Source organism: Pradoshia sp. Z3_51 (genome assembly GCF_058215915.1).
Window position 1 is genome coordinate 23346 of sequence record NZ_JBZAJC010000011.1, and the last position, 20818, is coordinate 44163.

At 36.2% G+C, this 20818-nt stretch carries 14 protein-coding genes; 9 read left to right on the forward strand and 5 right to left on the reverse strand.

Annotated features, from left to right (window positions below):
• Nucleotides 1-3 precede the first annotated feature (3 nt).
• Nucleotides 4-1692, reverse strand: coding sequence for a glycoside hydrolase family 13 protein (locus AC4BHA_RS15825; RefSeq protein WP_140462316.1), 1689 nt, complete (start codon nucleotides 1690-1692; stop codon nucleotides 4-6).
• Nucleotides 1693-1878: 186 nt separating this feature from the next.
• On the opposite strand from AC4BHA_RS15825, the gene AC4BHA_RS15830 reads away from it, so the two are divergent.
• Nucleotides 1879-2316, forward strand: a complete 438-nt coding sequence (locus tag AC4BHA_RS15830; protein WP_066102716.1) for a disulfide oxidoreductase — start codon at nucleotides 1879-1881, stop codon at nucleotides 2314-2316.
• On the forward strand, nucleotides 2313-2777 hold the full coding sequence (locus tag AC4BHA_RS15835) for a thioredoxin family protein (protein ID WP_490558901.1): 465 nt from the start codon (nucleotides 2313-2315) through the stop codon (nucleotides 2775-2777). Before AC4BHA_RS15830 ends, AC4BHA_RS15835 begins: the two co-directional genes overlap by 4 nt.
• Before the next feature lie 34 nt (nucleotides 2778-2811).
• Here the strand turns inward: AC4BHA_RS15835 and AC4BHA_RS15840 are convergent, their stop codons facing one another.
• On the reverse strand, nucleotides 2812-3204 hold the full coding sequence (locus AC4BHA_RS15840; protein WP_490558902.1) for a DUF5365 family protein: 393 nt from the start codon (nucleotides 3202-3204) through the stop codon (nucleotides 2812-2814).
• Between the two features lie 107 nt (nucleotides 3205-3311).
• Between AC4BHA_RS15840 and AC4BHA_RS15845 the strand changes: the two genes are divergently transcribed.
• Nucleotides 3312-4196, forward strand: a complete 885-nt coding sequence (locus tag AC4BHA_RS15845) for an RluA family pseudouridine synthase (protein WP_490558903.1) — start codon at nucleotides 3312-3314, stop codon at nucleotides 4194-4196.
• A 109-nt stretch (nucleotides 4197-4305) separates the two neighbouring features.
• Here the strand turns inward: AC4BHA_RS15845 and AC4BHA_RS15850 are convergent, their stop codons facing one another.
• Nucleotides 4306-4560: a GlsB/YeaQ/YmgE family stress response membrane protein gene (locus tag AC4BHA_RS15850; protein ID WP_066102728.1), complete on the reverse strand. Its 255-nt coding sequence runs from the start codon at nucleotides 4558-4560 to the stop codon at nucleotides 4306-4308.
• 1158 nt (nucleotides 4561-5718) lie between these two features.
• Here AC4BHA_RS15850 and ltaS point away from each other — a divergent pair.
• The 5 genes from ltaS (at nucleotide 5719) to ald (ending at nucleotide 12488) form a co-directional block, all read left to right on the forward strand.
• Nucleotides 5719-7701: a lipoteichoic acid synthase gene (gene ltaS / locus AC4BHA_RS15855; RefSeq protein ID WP_066102731.1), complete on the forward strand. Its 1983-nt coding sequence runs from the start codon at nucleotides 5719-5721 to the stop codon at nucleotides 7699-7701.
• 473 nt (nucleotides 7702-8174) lie between these two features.
• Nucleotides 8175-8795 carry a DUF47 domain-containing protein gene (locus AC4BHA_RS15860; RefSeq protein WP_066102736.1) on the forward strand — a complete coding sequence of 207 codons (621 nt, stop codon included), beginning with the start codon at nucleotides 8175-8177 and terminating at the stop codon, nucleotides 8793-8795.
• A gap of 20 nt (nucleotides 8796-8815) precedes the next feature.
• Nucleotides 8816-9814, forward strand: coding sequence for an inorganic phosphate transporter (locus AC4BHA_RS15865; RefSeq protein ID WP_148631166.1), 999 nt, complete (start codon nucleotides 8816-8818; stop codon nucleotides 9812-9814).
• Between the two features lie 149 nt (nucleotides 9815-9963).
• Entirely contained in the window at nucleotides 9964-11199 is a 1236-nt protein-coding gene (locus AC4BHA_RS15870; protein WP_490558904.1) for a PucR family transcriptional regulator, read from the forward strand.
• Between the two features lie 149 nt (nucleotides 11200-11348).
• Nucleotides 11349-12488 (forward strand): alanine dehydrogenase, encoded by a 1140-nt coding sequence (gene ald / locus AC4BHA_RS15875; protein ID WP_066102745.1) that lies wholly within the window; start codon nucleotides 11349-11351, stop codon nucleotides 12486-12488.
• Nucleotides 12489-12545: 57 nt separating this feature from the next.
• On the opposite strand, the gene arcA is transcribed toward ald, so the two are convergent.
• Entirely contained in the window at nucleotides 12546-13778 is a 1233-nt protein-coding gene (gene arcA, locus AC4BHA_RS15880) for an arginine deiminase (RefSeq protein ID WP_066102748.1), read from the reverse strand.
• Between the two features lie 417 nt (nucleotides 13779-14195).
• Here arcA and AC4BHA_RS15885 point away from each other — a divergent pair, with 417 nt between their 5' ends.
• Complete coding sequence (locus AC4BHA_RS15885; protein WP_077247996.1) at nucleotides 14196-15575, forward strand: peptide MFS transporter; 1380 nt, start codon at nucleotides 14196-14198, stop codon at nucleotides 15573-15575.
• A gap of 193 nt (nucleotides 15576-15768) precedes the next feature.
• Here the strand turns inward: AC4BHA_RS15885 and AC4BHA_RS15890 are convergent, their stop codons facing one another.
• Nucleotides 15769-20547, reverse strand: a complete 4779-nt coding sequence (locus AC4BHA_RS15890; RefSeq protein ID WP_490558905.1) for a S8 family peptidase — start codon at nucleotides 20545-20547, stop codon at nucleotides 15769-15771.
• Nucleotides 20548-20818: the final 271 nt, after the last annotated feature.

Consider the following 20818-nt stretch of genomic DNA (forward strand, 5'->3'; position numbering starts at 1 on the left):
GCTTTATCTTTCTATTAAATAAACAATAGCTTCCCATGGTCTCAAAATTGTCTCAGCAGCAGCTTCTTGCTTAGTACTACGATCAGGGTAATTACTTATTACCTTTTGTCCTGGATAATCTTTTACACTATCCGGCCAAGCTACTGATTGTTCCCCACCTGTAAAGTTGGTTAACACAAGCAATGTTTGATTATCAAGATGTCTCATATAGGCAAAGACATATTCGTGTTCTGCTTCAATCAATTCAAAACTTCCTTCTACTATAATCCGCATTTCCTTACGCAGGGCGATTAGCTTCTTATAATAGTAGAAAATCGAATCGGAATCCTTTAATGCATTCTTAGCGTTTATATCCACATAGTTTGGATTTACGTTAATCCACGGTTTCCCGGTTGAAAAACCAGCTTGCTCAGAGTTATCCCACTGCATTGGGGTACGTGCATTGTCACGGCCTTTTGCAAAAATACCCTTCATGATCTGCTCTGGCTCCATGCCTTTTTCTATTTTTTCATTGTACATATTTATACTCTCGATATCCCGGTAATACTCAATATCAGGAAATTGTACATTTGTCATTCCGATTTCCTCACCTTGATATATATAAGGAGTACCCTGCAGGAAATGCAAACATGTACCCAACATTTTGGCAGATTCTATACGATATGTGCCATCATCTCCAAAACGGGAAACGATTCTTGGCTGGTCATGATTATTCCAATAAAGGCTATTCCACCCTTTTCCATGGAGTTCTGTTTGCCATTTTGATAAGATTTTTTTTAATTTCACCAAGTCCAGGGGCTTAACGTCCCATTTTCCTGATGGACCGGAATCTACGTCCATATGTTCAAATTGAAAAATCATATCTAACTCATGACGATCTTCACCCGTATATAAAATACCTTCATTTGGTGTTACACCAGGGGTTTCTCCAACAGACATGACATCGTAATGCGAAAGCATCTCTTTATTCATTTCCTGTAAATACTCATGTATTTTAGGGCCGTTCATATAATAATCCGCACCAGATGCATAATCTTTGCCTTCCACAACCGGACCATCAGGAAGAGAAGGGTCCTTGGAAATTAGATTGATTACATCCATTCGGAATCCATCTACCCCTTTATCAAGCCAAAACTTCATGAGATCATATACTTCTTTACGAACCTTTTCATTTTCCCAGTTAAGATCCGGCTGTTTTTTAGAGAATAAATGTAAGTAATAATCATCAGTTTCTTCATTATATTGCCAAGCTGATCCACTAAAAAAGGATTCCCAGTTATTCGGCTCTTTTCCATCTTTACCTGGACGCCATATGTAATAATCTCTATAGGGATTGTCTTTAGATTTTTCCGACTCCATAAACCATGCATGTTCATCAGATGAATGATTGACGACAAGGTCCATCACAAGCCTTATGCCTCTTTTATGCATTTCCTCAAGCATCATTTCCCAATCCTGCATGGTTCCAAACTCATTCATAATATCGCGATAATCACTAATATCGTAACCGTTATCATCATTTGGTGACTTATATACCGGAGAAAGCCAGACTACATCTATACCAAGCTCTTTTAAATAGTCCAGGCGTGAGACGATTCCCTGAATATCACCCACTCCATCTCCATTGGAATCCATAAAGCTTCGTGGGTAAATTTGATAAACAACTGCTTCTTTCCACCACTGTTTCTTCATTATTCAGCACCTTCCTAACGATGTGTACATTGGTATGAATACTAAAAATCTAATCCCTACTGCTCTGCTATGAGCCTTAAAGCCAATATACTCCAATTATGTATTGGTAAGCGATTTCTTTTTACAATATTATGATAACATACTATAATTTTAATGTAGGAAATAAAATGAAAAGGGGGAATTTTCATGCAAAAGAAAATTATAAATCGTGACAACGCCCTTTTTCTGGCATTTGCTGCAGCCTTTATAGCGATGGCCGGCAGTCTGTATTTTTCAGAAATAAAAGGCTATGAGCCATGTGTTTTATGTTGGTATCAGCGAATTGTGATGTATCCTTTTACTGTAATCCTTGTGCTGGCAATCTGGAAAAAAGATTATCATATTGCTTTTTATACAATGATTTTATCTGCCATCGGAGCGTGCATTTCAACCTATCACGTGCTTATTCAGAAGGTACCGTTTTTTACGGATCGTGCTGTTACATGCGGCCGAATTCCGTGTACAGGCGACTATATTAACTGGCTTGGCTTCATAACTATACCAATGCTTGCATTAATTGCTTTTATCATCATATTTGTATGCAGCTTGTATATATTTAAAGTGACAAAGGGGGAAACAAAATGAAGAAAGTCATTATTTTCGTCGCAGCGGTTGTTTTAATTTTTGCCGCAATAGCGTATTTATCTAATAAACAGCAAACAGAAAAAACGTCAGGTAATAATCCATATGGAAAAGAAAATTTAAGACCTGCCACTGTTGATCAGTTGGATGATCCACTTTATCAAAACATCATTACACCGGATGAATTAGATGAAAAGCTTGAAAAAGAAGAAGCAATGACTGTTTATTATTTCAGTCCTGAATGTCCACATTGTGTAAAAACCACTCCAATTCTAATGCCCGTAGCAGAAGAAATGGACGAGCATATTTATCAATATAATGTGCTGGAGTTTGAGCAAGGCTGGGACGAAATCGAAGGATCAGGAACACCGACTCTTATCCATTATAAAAATGGTAAAGAAACAAGCCGTATTTCGGGAGAACATTCCGCTGAAGAATTTAAACAGTGGTTTGACAATTTATAAAAAACACGCCGGGCGCACTGCTCGGCGTGTTTCTTTAAATTAAATAGGTGTTGGCTGCTTTTGTTTGGTACAATGGAAGCTCAATCTGTCTATCCTCACTAAAAAAGTGTTTATGCTCAAAAGGAAAAAAGATACCAAGTCCATTTAAGAGTCGTGCATTGTGATTAAATAATTCAACAGCCTTGGAATCTTCACTTCGATTTTCTAGAATGATCATCAAGGTTTGCATACAGGATAATGCTTGAAAGGCACCTTTTAACGTACCGATATGAGAATTTGAACTTGGTACATACAGTACTTCATTTAAAGTGAACAAATCAATTTGTTCTTTAGTAAAGTACATTGGGAACAGTTCGACATAAAATTTCTCTACAGTCTTATCTATTTCTATATCCTGTAAATGAAGAGAGCCTTCTACAATTTTCATATTGATCACCCTCACTTTCTGCAATCTTCCTCTGTTGGCATTTATAGGATAGCACATGATATTGTATTGATAATACTAATTAACTTTACTAAAAACGAGGTATTTACATGTTAAACGTAATTAAATCAGGTCCATATGCTCTAATTACCTGCCCTCCTGACTGGATAGGAAAATCAGTGGAAATCATTTTAAGAGATCACCTGCATATACCAAAGAAAATGTTACATCAATGGCGAATGGAAAAAATCGTTTTATTAAATAGTGAGGTGATTTCCTGGTCAACTAAAATAGAATCTTCTTCTATTATGTATATACCCATTTATGCAGAAGATTTAAATGTGTTAGTACCATTAAAAATGAAATTAGATATCCTTTATGAGGATGATGATATTATGGTCGTGAACAAACCACCATTTCTTAATACACATCCAATCTCAGAAAATGATAACCATTCCTTAATAAATGCTGTCACCGCATATATTGATAATAATAAAATTAAGCCTCGCCATATCCATCGCTTAGATAAGGATACTTCGGGTGCCATTCTCTTTGCTAAGCATGCTTATGCAGGAGCGATACTGGATCAGGCTTTGAGTCAAGGGAAAATAAAAAGAACTTATGCAGCCCTAGTTCAGGGAATCGTAAAAAAAGAGCAAGGTACCATAAATGCTCCGATTGCCAGAGACCGGCATACATCAGGGAGAATGCGAGTATCCACTCCCGGTAAACATGCAGTAACAAAATATAAAGTTTTACAAAGATTTAAATCTAAAAATCAATCTCTTGTAGCCTGTAAATTGGAAACTGGCCGTACTCATCAAATACGAGTCCATATGAGCTCTATTGGCCATCCGCTTATTGGTGATACCTTATATGGAGGAACAAAAAGTGCCTCTCTCAATAGACAGGCCCTTCATGCATACAAATTAGAGTTTATACAGCCGCTTACAGGAGAAGAATTATCGGTCGAAAGCGAAATTCCATTTATATAGAAGATTTCCTTCGAAATAATAATGCAAAAAAAGACAAATCCTTTACTACCTATGGCAGAAAGGATTTGTCTTTTACTTTTTAAGCTATAGTAAGATTTTCAATTGATAGTTAGGCTGTTTTTCTTACAGCTTTCATAATCATGCTTACGATAAAGATTAAAATAATCGCACCGATTAATGCCGGTATAATTGCATATCCTGCAACTGTTGGTCCCATATCTCCAAAAATAGCTGTACCTAACCAAGAACCAATAATACCTGCAATAATGTTACCGATAATACCACCTGGTACATCTTTACCTACGATTAAACTTGCAACCCAACCTAAAATTCCACCTACGATTAATGATATAATAAAACTCATGTTATTTTCCTCCTTTTATTTGTTCAATTGGCCTGACTATGTCAGTTACCTGATTAGGGATAATTGCGTTATAACTTCAAAACATATTTCAATATATAGAGTAGCCAACAGACTCAAGTTTATCCCTAATCTGATTGTAAAAAAGTTTATTCAGATGTTTACTTAACAAGATCTGTGGTTACTCACAAATAATTTCTTGTTCAGACCAATTATGGACTGTTTTGTTTTATTCAACGGCGCCGTTAATACTCTATACATTCCCGTTCATTTTTATAATAAACATCTATGTCCATTATTTATATTAAATTTAATTTAGACGATTAAACGTTCGTTACTAAGGGTAATAATAATTCTTGCTTTTTTATTGAGTACTAATCAATAACTAACAAATACTATAGAAAAGTTGATTAAACGGTTTAAATCTTGTATTGGGTCTGATTATGAGCATAGTTAAATCCGCTAACAAGATAGGAAAACAAGTCCAAAGAATCTGTTTATAAAGATTTTTATACTATATAATGGATCATTATAGGGTTTATCTTCCAATAGAGATTTAATTTTTAATTTAGATAGATAAATCTGCTGTAATAATATTTTTGGTTTAGTATGGTTAACCTTACTATATAGATAAGAGGATCATACAAATGGTTTTGATAATATTTTCGATATATAATGGATGTAAACTTCTTTTGTATTTAAGTAATCCGAGTAATTACCTTTAGATGAAAGAATCCACTTTGCAAATTATTTATGACTCCAATCTTTAAAAGAAAATGTCTATATAAATTTGTTTTGCATAGCTTGTTCTCGTTCCAGACCTAGAGCATACAATACAGAACTGGCTATTAACCCGCCATTTGAAAATATCTAAATCATAGAATACTTTTCCATTTTTATATAGACACACCTCTGACTAGAAACAGTTGATTAAGCTCACCTCGAATTGTCAATAAAACCATATAAAAACTTAGCCTGAATCAAAATATAAAATCCTTATATATCAGGGATTCATTGGTATTTTGTCGAAAGGATTCCATTTGACTTTTTCCAGATTCAGTTTATAATTCAATATTGTTATCCCTTTTGGAGTCAGACAAAAAATAAGCATAAAAATTTGAAACTACTAATAAATCTAAAATCAAATATTGAGGTGAAACAATGAGTGCATTTACGAGCAAAGCGAAGAAGAGCTTAAGTGGACCTGTTGGTTTCCTTATAGTCGCTGTTGTTCTCTTTTGGATTAAAATCTATACAAGTTATATAGTAGAATTTGATCTTGGTATCACGAATACGATGCAAGAATTTTTACTTTTCATTAATCCAATCAGTTCAGCCGTTATTTTCTTCAGTCTTGCTTTATTAGCAAAGGGCAAACGTGCATTTAAATGGTTAGTTTTTATAAACATTATTCTATCCTTTGTACAGTATGCCAATATCGTTTATTATCGATTCTTTAACGACTTTATTACATGGCAAACATTAAAGCAGACAGAAAATCTCAATGTGGGCGATGGCGGTGGATTGCTCGGAAGTGTAATGGAGCTTTTACGCATTTATGATCCACTGTATTTCCTTGATACAATCATTCTTATTTTATTCATCGTTTATAAGAAATTCCAACCAAGTGAAGGCCGCTTGAAATTCCGTAAAACAGGGGCAGTTTTCGCATTTGGTGTAGGAATGCTTGTATTAAATGTTGTATTAGCCGAGATTGACCGTCCTCAGTTATTAACTAGAACATTCGACCGTAACTACTTGGTCAAATATCTGGGAACCTACAATTACACAATTTATGATGGATTAAAAACGATGAAGGTGAATGCCCAAAAAGCGTCAGCTGATTCCAGTGACCTAACAGAGGTTCAAAACTTTGTACAGGCAAACTATGCAGAACCAAATAAAAAGTACTTTGGAGCGGCTGAAGGAATGAATGTGATTTATATTCATTTAGAATCCTTCCAAAACTTCCTGATTGATTACAAGCTGCATGGAGAAGAAGTAACACCTTTTATCAACTCGCTTACAAAAGATAAGAATACACTTTACTTTGATAATTTTTATCACCAAACAGGGCAAGGAAAAACATCTGACTCAGAGATGCTGCTAGAAAACTCCTTGTTTGGCCTATCTCAAGGTTCAGCAATGACTACAAATGGTAATAATACGTATCAGTCAGCTGCTTCTATCCTTGAACAAGAAAAAGGGTATTCCTCTGCTGTATTCCACGGTAACTATAAATCATTCTGGAACCGTGATGAAGTTTATAAACATTGGGGTGTTCAAAACTTCTTTGACGCCAGCTATTATGACATGAAGGATGAAGATGTATTAAACTATGGCTTAAAAGACAAACCGTTCTTCGAGCAGTCTAAGCCTTTACTTGAATCCTTACCAGAACCGTTCTATACAAAGTTCATAACAGTATCTCACCACTTCCCTTATCCAATTTCTGAAGAGGATGCTACTATTGAAGCAGCAACTACAGGTGATGGATCTGTAGACCGTTATTTCCAAACGGCTCGTTATTTGGATGAATCAGTGGAAGAATTCGTGAATTATTTAAAAGAAACAGGTCTTTATGATCGTTCTGTCCTTGTATTTTATGGCGATCACTATGGTATATCTGATAACCATAATGAAGCGATGGCACAAGTACTCAATAAAGAGGAAATTACTAAGTATGACTCAGCCGAACTTCAAGAAGTACCATTAATTATTCGAGTTCCTGGTATGGAAGGCGGCGTCCAACATCAGTATGGTGGGCAGATCGATTTACTTCCTACACTTTTACACTTACTAGGCGTTGATTCAAAGAATTACATTCAACTTGGAACTGATTTACTATCAGAAGACCATACTGAAATAGTACCTTTTAGAAATGGTAACTTTATGAGTCCGAATGTAAAATATATTGATGGCAAGTACTATGATTCCACTGGAACACTTATTGAAGAAACTGAAGAGTATGCTCAAATGGGCGAATATGCCTCAACCATGCTCGCTATGTCCGATAAAATTATTTACGGAGATTTACTCAGATTCTATACTCCAGAAGGTTTCAAACCTGTAGACCCATCAAAATACAACTATAATATTAACGCTGCTGATGGTGAAACTACATCAACGAAGAGCGAAGAGTAAGCTAAAAGCCCCCAATTCTTTAGGAATTGGGGGCTTTCTTTTTTAATTAAATCTTACAATGTATATCTTGTTTCGCAGACCACGCTTACAGACTACATATCTGAATAGCTTAAATGTCCCTAACTTGGGTACTATACACTCATATCTCCTTAAAGTCCAAGGTGATATAACTTATCTTTTATTCCAACTGAATTGTCAATAATACCAGCCTTTTCCCCCTACAATGAGTTAGTTAAATCGGAAAGTAATTCAGAACTGAAATCATTCTGCATGTTATTATTTTGTAAATTCTATTTCTAAATATTACAGCTTTGTAAATATAACGTAAATATTAAATAAGTTGTATACGCTTTTATGTAAATATTACCTCTAAAGAAAGGTTTTTTCTTTTCATGTCTAAATAAAAGGTTTAGAATTAATTTTGCATTGTTAATCTTAATTATTATTATTATTTTCCGAAAGTGGAGGTCACTATGGTATTCAAATCAAAGAAAGATAAATTTGCGGTTATGCTTTTAAATATTTCGTCGAATTTAAAAGAAAGCTCTGATTACTTCGCAGATTATAAATTAAAAAATATCAGCGATTTAAAAATCTTCTCCGACACAATGAAGCAATATGAAACAACTGGAGATGATTATGTACATGAAGTGATCAAAGAGCTTAATAATGCTTTTATCACACCGATTGAGCGTGAAGATATATTGATGCTTGCCATGACAATGGATGATGTTCTCGATGGTCTTGAGCATTGTTCTGCGCTCTTTGAAATGTACTCTATTGTCAATGCAAATGAATATATGTTGAAATTTGTCGATGAAATTCGCAATGCCGCTCATGAAATTGACCGCGCTGTAGAATTACTAATGACTAAAAAATTAAATGACATTCGTCCTATTGCAATTAAAATAAAAGAACATGAATCTGATTGTGATACTCTGCATCGTCAATCTGTTAAACATCTTTTCCTTGTGGAAAAAGACCCAATCCGTATTATTCAGTATAAAGAAATCTACGAGAACCTTGAAGAAATTGCGGATTATTGTCAGTCTGTGGCGAATACATTAGAAACAATCGTTATGAAAAACGCTTGATGAAAGGTTCTTAAACAATTATGGATACATTACTTTTAATTACAGTATTGATTGTAATATTGGCCTTATCCTTTGATTTCATCAATGGGTTTCATGACACAGCCAATGCAATCGCAACAGCTGTGTCAACAAAAGCATTAAAACCTAGACATGCCATTTTAATGGCAGCCATTATGAACTTTGTCGGAGCCATGACTTTTACTGGTGTGGCAAAAACAATCACAAAGGATATTGTTGACCCATTTACACTGGAAAATGGTTCAATTGTTATTATGGCAGCTTTAATCTCAGCGATTGCCTGGAATTTAATCACTTGGTATTACGGTATTCCGAGTAGTTCATCACATGCCATTATCGGTTCTATTGCCGGGGCTGCAATTGCAGCAGCTGGATTTGGTGCGATACACTTCGACGGATTCCTAAAAATTATCTATGCTTTATTATTCTCGCCAGTTATTGCCTTTGTTGCTGGTTATATTGTTTACAGTATCTTTAAAGTAATTTTTAAAAATAATAATTTAACAAAGACCAATAAGAATTTCCGTTTCATTCAAATTGGTACTGCTGCTTTGCAGGCATACTCTCACGGAACAAATGATGCCCAAAAGGCAATGGGGATTATCACCCTTGCTTTAATCTCAAATGGCTTTACGTCATCTACTGACATTCCTTTATGGGTACAGATATCCTGTGCTGCCGCAATGGGGCTTGGAACGTCTATAGGCGGTTGGAGAATTATTAAAACAGTCGGCGGAAACATTATGAAGATTCGTCCTGTTAACGGTGTAGCAGCTGACATAACCTCTGCAGCTATTATCTTTGGAGCTACCTTTATTCATCTTCCTGTAAGTACCACTCATGTTATTTCATCATCTATTATGGGTGTAGGTGCTTCCCACCGTGTAAAAGGTGTTAAATGGAGTACAGCCAAGAAAATGGTCATAACCTGGGTTATTACGATGCCTATTTCGGCAGCATTAGCTGGTTTGATTTATCTTAGTTTAAATTTCTTTTTTTAAATAGAAATTTATTAATATAGAAAGAGATTGGAGAGTATTACGTTCGTAATCCCCTCCAATCTCTTTTTTGTTTTGTATTGAATCATCATATCATATGAATATTTCTTGTATAATGGAAGCAACAACCATTTTCGGTAAGGAGTCTTTCAATGGAGAATCAGTACTATTCCAAGGATTTTTTTAAAGGATTATATGGTAGCCTGCATGAATTTGCTGATCGAATCAGTTCTTTAATCAACTATCCAATCACCATTGAGGATGCCAATCATCGATTGCTGGCATATAGTGCTCATACCAATGTTACCGATCAAGCCCGTATTCTAACCATTATGGGCAGACGTGTACCTGAAAAAGTAATTAATGCTCTGTGGAAAAAAGGAATAATTCCCTTCCTACTTCAAAATGATCAGCCTATTATTGTTGACCCCCTTGATGATGTGGGACTTGGTAAAAGAATTGCTGTTTCAATACGTAAAAATGATGAGATTCTGGGGTTTATTTGGGCTCTTGAATCGGATACTGCCATCACGGATGAAAAACTATCCATACTGGCATTTGCAGCAAAGGAAGCAAAAAATCAGCTCTTACTTCTTCAGTCGCGCTTAAAAAGTCAGGAAGACAACTATCAGGAATTCTTTTGGAAACTTTTAACCGGACATTATCCTACTGAAAAGGAAATACTCGCAGATTTGGTTAAATTCCCATTTACATTATCGAAACATTATACGATTCTTGTATTTGAGTTCACATCCTCTATTGATATTGACTTGGATAAACAAATCGTCTATTTAATCAGTACAACACAAAAAGTATCTATTATCTTTCATACGATAGATCAAAATAAACTTATTCTTTTACTGAATACCAGTAAGAATCAATCTAAGGATTTGATATCATTCTTTATTCGATCCTTTAAGGCTGATATGAAGGAACGTTTTAACGTTACCATTTGTTCGGAAGGCTGCGGAAATGTATATTCTGACTATATTGATACCAGTAAGAGCTATTTAGAAGCTCTTGAGGTTATTAGTTTAAAAAAAAGATATACAGCTGAATTAACTAATGTTCAATGGTACGATGAACTTGGTCTTTATCAATACCTCCATATAATCAGTGAAAAACGAAGCAGCCAACCAAAACAACTCCCTACCGGTCTGAATATCCTAAAAAAATATGATGAACAACATCAAACACAGCTATATGAAACGTTAGAAATCTATTTAACAAATAATTCTAATCCTGCTTTTACTGCCAACACTCTGCATATACACCCTAATACTCTTTCTTACCGTTTAAAAAGAATAACAGAGATCAGCCAATATGATTTAAAGGATCATAAAATAACCTCTCATCTCTTAATCGAAATGAAATTATCTAAATATTAATCATATATATAAGTTCATAACCAAAAATTTTTTGAACGTTTTGTGAATTATCACAAAACGTTATTTTTAAATTTTCTGTTTTTAACATACTATTCAGATAAAATACGGATTATAATAATTGTACATTAGATAAGACTGGAGGATAAAACATGCTGATAGGAATCCCAAAAGAAATTAAAAACAACGAAAATCGTGTTGCCATAACTCCAGCAGGCGTTTTGACTTTGGTATCTGCCGGACATAAAGTCATGATTGAATCCTCAGCTGGAATGGGCAGTGGCTTTACAGATTCAGATTATGAGTCTGCAGGAGCTATAATATACCCAACAGCAGCAGAGGTTTGGACAAAAGCAGACATGATTATGAAAGTTAAAGAACCACTACCTGAGGAATACACTTATTTTCGTCCTGGTTTGATTTTATTCACTTACCTTCACTTAGCTGCTTGTCCAGAATTAACAAAAGCATTAGTTGATTCTGAGGTTTTTTCCATCGCTTATGAAACAGTTTCATCTGGAAAATCATTACCTTTATTAACTCCAATGAGTGAGGTAGCCGGCAGGATGGCTGTTCAGCTCGGTGCGCAATATTTAGAAAAGCCAGAGGGCGGAAAAGGAATCTTATTAGGCGGTGTTCCAGGGGTTAAAAGAGGAAAAGTAACCATTATTGGCGGTGGTGTAGTTGGTACGAATGCTGCCAAAATTGCCATCGGCTTAGGAGCAGAAGTTACCATTATCGATTTAAGCCCTGATCGTTTAAGGGAGCTTGATGATATTTTCGGCAACCAAGTGACTACCATTATCTCTAATCCATTTAATATTGCTGATGCTGTTGCTGAATCTGATTTGGTAATTGGTGCTGTTCTTATACCAGGTGCTAAGGCGCCAAAGCTTGTGACAGATTCAATGGTACAAGCTATGACTCCTGGTTCAGTGATTATAGACGTGGCAATCGATCAAGGCGGCATTTTTGAAACAGTCGACCATATTACCACACATGATTGTCCAACATATACAAAACATGGCGTGATTCATTATGCCGTAGCCAATATACCAGGTGCAGTACCAAGAACCTCTACGATAGCTTTAACAAATGTAACTATTCCATATGCCCTTGAGATTGCAAATAAAGGAGCAATCCAAGCTATTACGGATAATGCTGGCTTAGCTAAGGGGGTTAACACGCTTAACGGTTATGTTACCTATGAAGCGGTAGCCACAGATCTTGGATACACTTATAAGGCGATTAAAGATGCTATGAATCTGACAGCCGAAGAAAGCCTCAACTAAGAAACTGGATAATAAAAAACAGATGTAACGGTTTTAACCGTTACATCTGTTTTTTTGTTAGGTTCGTAAAAGGGGCATACTCATACAACGAGGACCTCCCCTGCCACGTGACAGCTCTGAACTTGGGATTTCGATAACTTCCACTCCAAAATCTTGAAGTAGCTTATTTGTTACTTGATTGCGATCATACGTAATTACAACTCCCGGCGCTATTGCCAGTGTATTGGATCCATCATTCCATTGTTCTCTCGGTGAAACGATATCATCTCCCCCACCACATGGAATTAAGGCCAGTTCCGATAAGTTCAATACTTCCTTCAAGGTATCTACTAAATTATATCTTCTTGATATTTGGATACCAGACTCATTTACCAGCTCCAAAATGAAGATATTCATCTGCCCATTTGTCCCTTCTATTTCCGGATGAATAGTGAACTTATCATAATCAACCATAGTAAACACTGTATCTAAATGCATAAATGCACGTTTTTTTGGAATCTCAACAGCCAGTACTTTTTTATAGGTCATAGAACTACTAAGCAGATTAAAGGCCATCCTTTCAATTGCCCGTGCTGATGTGCGCTCACTTACACCAATGGCCACAACCTCATCACTTAATACTAGAATGTCCCCTCCTTCAATTGCAAAAGGCTCGGAACGATCGGACCAGTGTTTATAATCCTGTTTTTGATAATCAGGATGATGTTTCATAATAAATTCCCAAAATAGAGATTCCCTTTTCCTGGCCGCTGTAGACATTTTATGAATGGTCATTCCATCCCCTATGATTGCTGCAGGGTCTCTTGTAAAGTACAGATTTGGAAGGGGATCAATATAAAAAGGATAATAGGTTGATAGAAAATCATCCAGATGAACTTTTTTACGATCATCCAGTTCTTTTTTTAATACACCCTCCATTAATTTTCTGACTAACTCTGTATCTGTTAAGGATTCAAGGTATTCTTTAACCATTTCATAGCTTCCAACAAGATGATGTTTACTTTCGCGTAAAAAAGTATCTATTAACTGCAACTTGATTTCTGGAGAAGTAAATGACTCTTTAACCAAACTTTCCAAATAGATGACCTCAACATTTCGTTTTTCCAGCTCAGTTGCAAATTGATCATGCTCCAATTGCATCCTGGGAAGGAAGGGAATATCATCAAATAGCAATCTCTCCATATTTGAAGGAATTACATGCTCAATTTCTTTACCCGGCCTATGTAATAGTACTTTTTTAAGTTGGCCTATTTCAGATGAAATATGTAATTTGTTTTCTGTTTTAAACACTCCACCAATCCCCTTTGAAATACCATATTATATTTTATCTAGATATTTCCCCTTTTATAGGAAAACGTAATCCTATTACACCAAATTATTTATATCACACATCCATTTCCCTAATAATACTTTATTTGTAAATTTATTTCCAATAGTTTTATTTTCCTGAATCCGATTAAACACTTTTTTAATATAGTTATTTATGTTAATATAGATTTACAAACCAATGTATTTATATACAAAAAAGTTATTCTCATATTCATATCTTCAGCTTACTATGTGTAAAAACATTATTTAAAAATTAATAATTATTGAATATTTATGAATCTTTTTACTTCGCTAAAGCGTTAAAAAAACTATTGTTATTTAGTTAAAATTTTTTTAAAATAATGTTTATGCGAAATGAAATAAGGAGAGGAAATAAAGATGTCAGTTAACACTCAAGCTCAGGAGCTTGGCAAGAAAAAGCATCCTCCTGGATTATATCTTTTATTCCTAACAGAAATGTGGGAAAGATTTAGTTATTACGGCATGCGTGCCATTTTAATCCTCTATTTAACTACTGAATTAGTCAGTGGCGGATTAGGGATTGATAATAAAACAGCTCTCAGTATCTATGGATTCTACACTGGTGCTGTTTACTTCACGCCGCTTGTCGGTGGATGGTTAGCAGACCGCTATTTAGGTCACCGTCTGTCCATCACGATTGGTGGGGTCTTGATGGCTTTAGGTAATATCGCGTTGTTCGCCCATCAAAGCCAAACATTCTTATACATTGGCTTAGCTCTATTAATCGCTGGTAATGGTTTCTTCAAACCAAATATTTCCACATTGCTTGGCCAATTATATGAAGGCAATGAATCTCGCCGTGACGCAGGTTATACAATTTTCTATATGGGTATAAATGTTGGTGCTTTCTTTGCTCCATTAGTCATCGGTTTTGTTTCGGAAGACTTATTTACTAAGACAATTGACGGTGTTATGACCTATGGCTACAAATATGGTTTCTTAATTTCAGCAATTGGTATGATCATTGGTCAATTACTATTTAACTTATTGGCTAACAAATATTTAGGTGATGCTGGTAAACGCCCAGCAGTTTCTGCAACAAAAGAATCTAAAGAAAAATCCAATGCTCCATTAACACGCAGTGAGAAACAACGTACATGGGTAATCATTATCATTACTTGCTTTGTTGTTTTCTTCTGGGCTGGTTTTGAACAAGCTGGAAGTTCGTTAACTCTATATACAAAAGACTTTGTAGATCGTGAAGTATTCGGTTGGACAGTGCCAGTATCCTGGTTCCAATCACTTAACCCATTATTCATCGTACTCTTGGCACCAATTGTATCTGCATTATGGGTTAAACTTGCAAGTTCCAAACGTGGTGACATCCCAGTTCCAACTAAAATGGCAATGGGTATGATTACGCTAGGTTTAGGTTATATCGTATTGTTATTTGCAATTTTCAAAACAGGTAATGATGCTGCAAGCATTCAACAAAAAGCAAGTATCATGTTCATCGTGGTAACATACTTCCTTCATACAATGGGTGAATTGTTCTTATCTCCAGTAGGACTTTCCCTTGTAAGTAGAATTGCTCCAGTTAAATTAGCGTCCTTGCTAATGGGTGTATGGTTAGCTTCTTCTGGTGTCGCTAACATTATTGCTGGACAATTAGCTGCTGTAACACAATCACTTGGATATTTTGAAGTATTCGCCCTTATCGGCGGTGTAGCAATTTTCTTCGGTCTAATTCTTTTAGCACTATCCAAGAAACTTGTTGCAATGATGGAAATAAAATAATTAACTTATAAAAAAGACTGACGCAAGGCACGAGATTTTTCATCTGCCATAACGTCAGTCTTTTTTATTATATCAAACCTATACTCTCCATCTCTTTTTTAAAGAAACTTCTCTTTACATGAAATTCAGCCTTTTGTTTCAAACAAAAATGTTAAAACTGACCTAAGATCAATCGCTTCCTTCAATATACTCTTTATGAACGTTTATTATGAAAAGGTTTTTTGTTTGTGCTTATTTTGAATTGTCCACCTTGTTTTACTTTTAGCACGATGCCTTCATCGGTCACAATGTGAGGAACCACTTCAATTCCTTTTCGTCCTTCACGTAAAATGACTATTTTCTCAAGAGGAGCGGAAAGCTCTTCTTGAGGCAGACTAATGAATACATAGTTCGAGAAGTGAATGCTCTTACCATTTGTAGAAGCTCCAAAGATCAGTCGGTTTTTTTTCAATGAAAGACTCATTGTTAAAGTATTTGCATATTTTTCTTTAAACTCACTTGTATCAACCTGAATCTTTACACCGGTATTTGTGACTAATGTTACCTTTCCCACATCCGATGCCTTGATTGTATTCAACTGCTCTTCTGTAAAAGTAAACGAGAAACCATTTTTCTTCTTAGTCATAGTGGCTGTTAAATCTTCACTTGACCAGTTCCCGTTTGGTTTAGTGGTTGGAGGATATTTTTTCTTTGTAACCTTAAATAATCCCTCCTTCTCACTTGATGTTATTGGTCCCATGGGGCTTGCTGCCATCGCTAATTCAGCTCGATATCTGCCTGTATTCAATGATAATGGTAAGTCTTCAACAGATTGATAGAAATCCAGATTGGATTGTTCCACTACTATTTCACCTTTTTTATTATATATACGCAGTAATGGTTTTACACTTTCCGAACTGGCTTCAGTTACACCACTATGAGTTATCTGGTATTTCCCACTGTCTGTTGTCCCCACTTTTTCGACGATTTGCCCATTCGCCAAACGTTCATAAACAATCTCCTGATTTTCCGCGATGCTATAATCAGACGTCTTATTCACAATTACCGAACTAATGGTATTTCCATATTCATCTTGAATGGATGTATCGGCAGATAAAGGTTCACCTTGCTTCAGTTTGTTATCCTTTAAAGCAATGGAAGCCTTGAATTGGCCGCCTACCTTCCAGTTTACCTTTTCATCAGCGCTGAATGTTTGTGTACCTTTATATAAAAAGTAATTCCAGATATAATCAGTTGATTCTGGATCTCCATAACCAAGCTGTACCTGCAAGTCCATTTCCATATCAGCTGGCACATAGAATTTATGGCCAACTCGCAATGTTTTTGTAAATGCCGAGCTATATTGATTGTATGGATACAATATAGCTCCACGAACATCTTTGAAGTCTTCAGTATTTGCATCGATTTTAATTTCCGCTAATTCTTCCGTATTGAAGATAACTTGATTTTCATCGTCAGCTTTGATTTCTACATCGTTTTCTAAGAAATAATAGTTTGATTTTTCACCATCCGCATTTGGCAGGGTAACATAGCTGCCTTCGATGACAAATGAACCTGGCTCTAAGTAAACCGCTTCTTTTTTGTAACTTTGCAAGTTGTTTGCTGTGGGATATACGGTTACGCCATCTACTTCAACAGGCTTTTTAATCATCCAAAGCTTCGAAGAAACATTATCCAGTTTTTCACTGCCATCCATTGCAGAGATGGAGACTTTTTGCATATTGTCAGGGATGGTTATCGGAACAGAAAGTTCCTCAAGATCAGTAAATTGACGGAACAAATACGCAAACTCACCAGTCGATGTTGTGTACCGGATGATTGCAACGTTTCCATTTTCCTCTTGACTCAATTCAAGATTTGAAGGAACGGATAATACCTTCGTTGTAGAATCTGAATTCCGTCCAAATGCCTGTACCCACTGATATTCGCCATGTTCGTCTTTTTCCACTCGATTGATTGTCACGTATGTTGCTTTATTTTGATCTTGATCATCTTTTAATGTTACATTGACACCTGAATCTTGCATGTCGATGGTCATTGCCTTATTCAAACCATTCGGTGCAAGCGGGCTTGAATCCAATGTTAATGAAAGCTCATACTCACCGTTTGTCACTTTTGAACTATTCGGTACCCAGAAGGAATAAAAATAATAACTACGATTAGCTGGGTTTGTAGGGTTTTTCGTATAACTATTTAACATGATTTCGCCATCCGAAACCCTCTTTACTTGATAAACTGGATAAAGGTCACCAAAGTTTATAGCAGCTACGGTATTTTCCTCATCCATAATGACCGTTTCGCCAGTTTCAACATTCTTCTTGTACAATGCGTTTGTTGGGTCTACCGAACCACGGTACATCCCGACTAACATATTTCCGTATTCATCAGAGAATACTTGCTTAGTATAAATTGCGCCATCTAACTTATAAGCCGTATATGGACTTGTACGCTCAATATATGTCAATCCGCGTTGTGCATAATACCGTTTTAATGACTCTTGATCCGGTAGGAATTCACTGATTTCAAGCGATCCACCAGCTTTAATGGATGTTTTTCCGCCTTTTTCAACCACAGCGGTTTGGTCATCATTCGTTAAAACATAAATCCAATTTTCACCGCCATCAGGATCTTTGACCTCTGCATCGACAATATAATCATATTCACCAGCTGTTACGAAAAATTTTTGGCCTGTTAATACTTCAGATGTACCAAAAATTTCAGACACATCTTCGTTATCCAAGTAAAGTACTGCATTTACAAGCTTTCCGTCTGAATTATCGATAGCGATTTCACCGGTTTCATGACTATCAAAGACCAATGACGATGTTTTACTCGTAATCGAAGCATCAGAGTTTGTTAAAAAGTACGTGTCTCCATCTTGTTTATAATAAGAGTAAAGACTGTATGCACCTTTATCCAAATACACAACAGGGGACTTTGTTGCATTTTCTTCATTGATTGCTGTATCGGCAGTAATATCCAATCCTTCTTCATCTTTCATCTTAATGAAGTATTGTGCCTCTTCAACGTTTTCACCATTTGCACCAAGAGTTTTCAATGATACCGCTTGCGTGTTTTCACTAGCCAACTCCACTGTGCCGCTGCTGTTTACTTCACGTGAATACATGAACCATGCATTACCCTCTTCGGAATCAAATTTTCCTTGAACGACAACTGTAAGTTTTTTTAAATCTGTACCGACATGACTAGGTACACGAACAACTCCCTCAGAGTCTGTTGCACCGGACCAAAGTGATGAATAAGAATACTCGCCATCCTTCGCTTTCACTTTTTCGTACAACTGAACGGCCGCGCCTTTCGCGACAGTATCATTCGGTGTTTTCACACTGAACATATAACCGGATTGCGCTTCGTTAAGAACCTTTACAGAACGCTCAGCTTGAGTAATCTTATTTCCATTCTCATCATATGTAACAGCTATGATTTTATGTTCACCATCGGCAACCTGCGTTGTATCCCATTCTACAGAAACAGTGGACGAGGCTTTACCCTCGGTAATGCCGATTAAGTTGGTTTCATCCGTTGTATCAATATAAAACTTTGTACTTACAACGTCTGTTACATTGTTTAATTCTGCTTGAATAGCTGTTTTACCAATAACAGTTGCATTCGCTTTTGGCAAAGTAAAGGATAAGGGAGAGATTGTTACATCATCAGATAAAGCAGCTAATGCATCGACTTTTCCATAGCCAGTTTTTTCATCAAACCCATCCGTATTCATATCAACAGCTGTCGTTGATAATGCTTCTTCTACTGCCGTTACATTCGCTTCTGGATTTTTCAATTTATATAGTGCTGCTACCGCTGCTACATGCGGTGCTGCATAAGAAGTACCGGTACCTGTTTTGTAATGACCATTTTCATCGCCTAAATCCCCTGAAATCGATGTACTCAAAACACTTACACCAGGAGCCACAAGATCCAGCGTACTACCATAGTTAGAACCCGCATACACTTGGTCTTTGGCGGCAATGGCACCAACTGAAATAACGTTCGGTAATGCTGCAGGATACGAAACATCTGCATTTCCGCCTCCGTTACCTGAAGCAGCTACAACAACAATTCCCGCTTCATGGGCTTGCTGTATAGCTTTATCGACCGATTCGCTATATTCTCCGCTAAAACTTAAGTTGATGACGTCTACTTTTTTCTCTATTGCATACTGGATTCCTCTCGCAATATTATAAGCATCACCAACACCCGATTTACTCATGACTTTAACCGGTAAAATTTTAACGTTGTTGTTGCCTGCTGCCCCAGCAATCCCCTTCTCATTATTGGAATTTGCTGCAACAATGCCGGAAACAAAGGTTCCATGGCCATTATCGTCCCATGCGAATGTTTCTTCATATCCATCAACGAAAGTGGCAGCTTCTTCCGACACACGGCCTTCCAAGTCTTCATGAGAGCTTTGGACACCTGTATCCAAGACAGCCACTACTACGTCATCTCTATCTGTGTTCTCTACTGCTTCCCAAGCTTTTGGAGCATTGATTGCTTCTAAGTTCCACTGACTGTCAAAGTATGTATCATTAACTGTACCCTCAATTGAATAAATTGTGTTTTTTTCAACAAATTCCACATTATCCATTTCTTCTAGCTTTTCGATCGAAGTTTCAACATTTTCTTCCGACACTTTATAAAGAGCCATTTCATCCGTAGTCTCTACCACTTCTCCACCCAATTGTTCAACTTTCTCCACGGATTTGGCAGAACTTTTTTCATCTTTATATTTCACGATTATTTGTTCTTCACTAGCTTTCCCACCATAAGATACATTCGTTGCTGTATTCCCCTCTGATTCTATCAATTGGCCATTGTTGGCAGTGCCGATAGCAGGCACCTCAACTTGGGTCTTTTGCACTGTTTTAGCTGAAACTGTCCCAAGCGGCATAGCAAATGTGAACGCCACTGTAGCTGCTGTTAATCCTTTGAATAACTTTTTCCCCATCTTTAAACTCCTCTTTTCGTGTAAATAGATCTTAAGTCACAAAATTTTATGTATTTTCAGAAAATTTTTCTTGAAACTAGATATCTTCCTCCTTTTACTTCTTCGATCTTACTCCCTAAAATTCCTAATCAACCTGATGACATGTACATCACTCAATACATAAATAACCATATATCAGTCATTTGCGGTTTAAATATTAGCAATACTGAGAATCATTGTCAATGATAATGATTCTCAGTTCGATAATTTTCTAATATATTTTTTAATGACG

What these genes read in the sequence shown, in the direction of transcription:
- AC4BHA_RS15885 (WP_077247996.1), top strand. Translation starts at nt 14,196, where the DNA reads ATGTCAGTTAACACTCAAGCTCAGGAGCTTGGCAAGAAAAAGCATCCT.
- AC4BHA_RS15840 (WP_490558902.1), bottom strand. Translation starts at nt 3,204, where the DNA reads ATGAAAATTGTAGAAGGCTCTCTTCATTTACAGGATATAGAAATAGAT.
- AC4BHA_RS15865 (WP_148631166.1), top strand. Translation starts at nt 8,816, where the DNA reads ATGGATACATTACTTTTAATTACAGTATTGATTGTAATATTGGCCTTA.
- AC4BHA_RS15835 (WP_490558901.1), top strand. Translation starts at nt 2,313, where the DNA reads ATGAAGAAAGTCATTATTTTCGTCGCAGCGGTTGTTTTAATTTTTGCC.
- AC4BHA_RS15845 (WP_490558903.1), top strand. Translation starts at nt 3,312, where the DNA reads ATGTTAAACGTAATTAAATCAGGTCCATATGCTCTAATTACCTGCCCT.
- AC4BHA_RS15850 (WP_066102728.1), bottom strand. Translation starts at nt 4,560, where the DNA reads ATGAGTTTTATTATATCATTAATCGTAGGTGGAATTTTAGGTTGGGTT.
- AC4BHA_RS15830 (WP_066102716.1), top strand. Translation starts at nt 1,879, where the DNA reads ATGCAAAAGAAAATTATAAATCGTGACAACGCCCTTTTTCTGGCATTT.
- ltaS (WP_066102731.1), top strand. Translation starts at nt 5,719, where the DNA reads ATGAGTGCATTTACGAGCAAAGCGAAGAAGAGCTTAAGTGGACCTGTT.
- ald (WP_066102745.1), top strand. Translation starts at nt 11,349, where the DNA reads ATGCTGATAGGAATCCCAAAAGAAATTAAAAACAACGAAAATCGTGTT.
- AC4BHA_RS15870 (WP_490558904.1), top strand. Translation starts at nt 9,964, where the DNA reads ATGGAGAATCAGTACTATTCCAAGGATTTTTTTAAAGGATTATATGGT.
- AC4BHA_RS15860 (WP_066102736.1), top strand. Translation starts at nt 8,175, where the DNA reads ATGGTATTCAAATCAAAGAAAGATAAATTTGCGGTTATGCTTTTAAAT.
- AC4BHA_RS15890 (WP_490558905.1), bottom strand. Translation starts at nt 20,547, where the DNA reads ATGGGGAAAAAGTTATTCAAAGGATTAACAGCAGCTACAGTGGCGTTC.
- AC4BHA_RS15825 (WP_140462316.1), bottom strand. Translation starts at nt 1,692, where the DNA reads ATGAAGAAACAGTGGTGGAAAGAAGCAGTTGTTTATCAAATTTACCCA.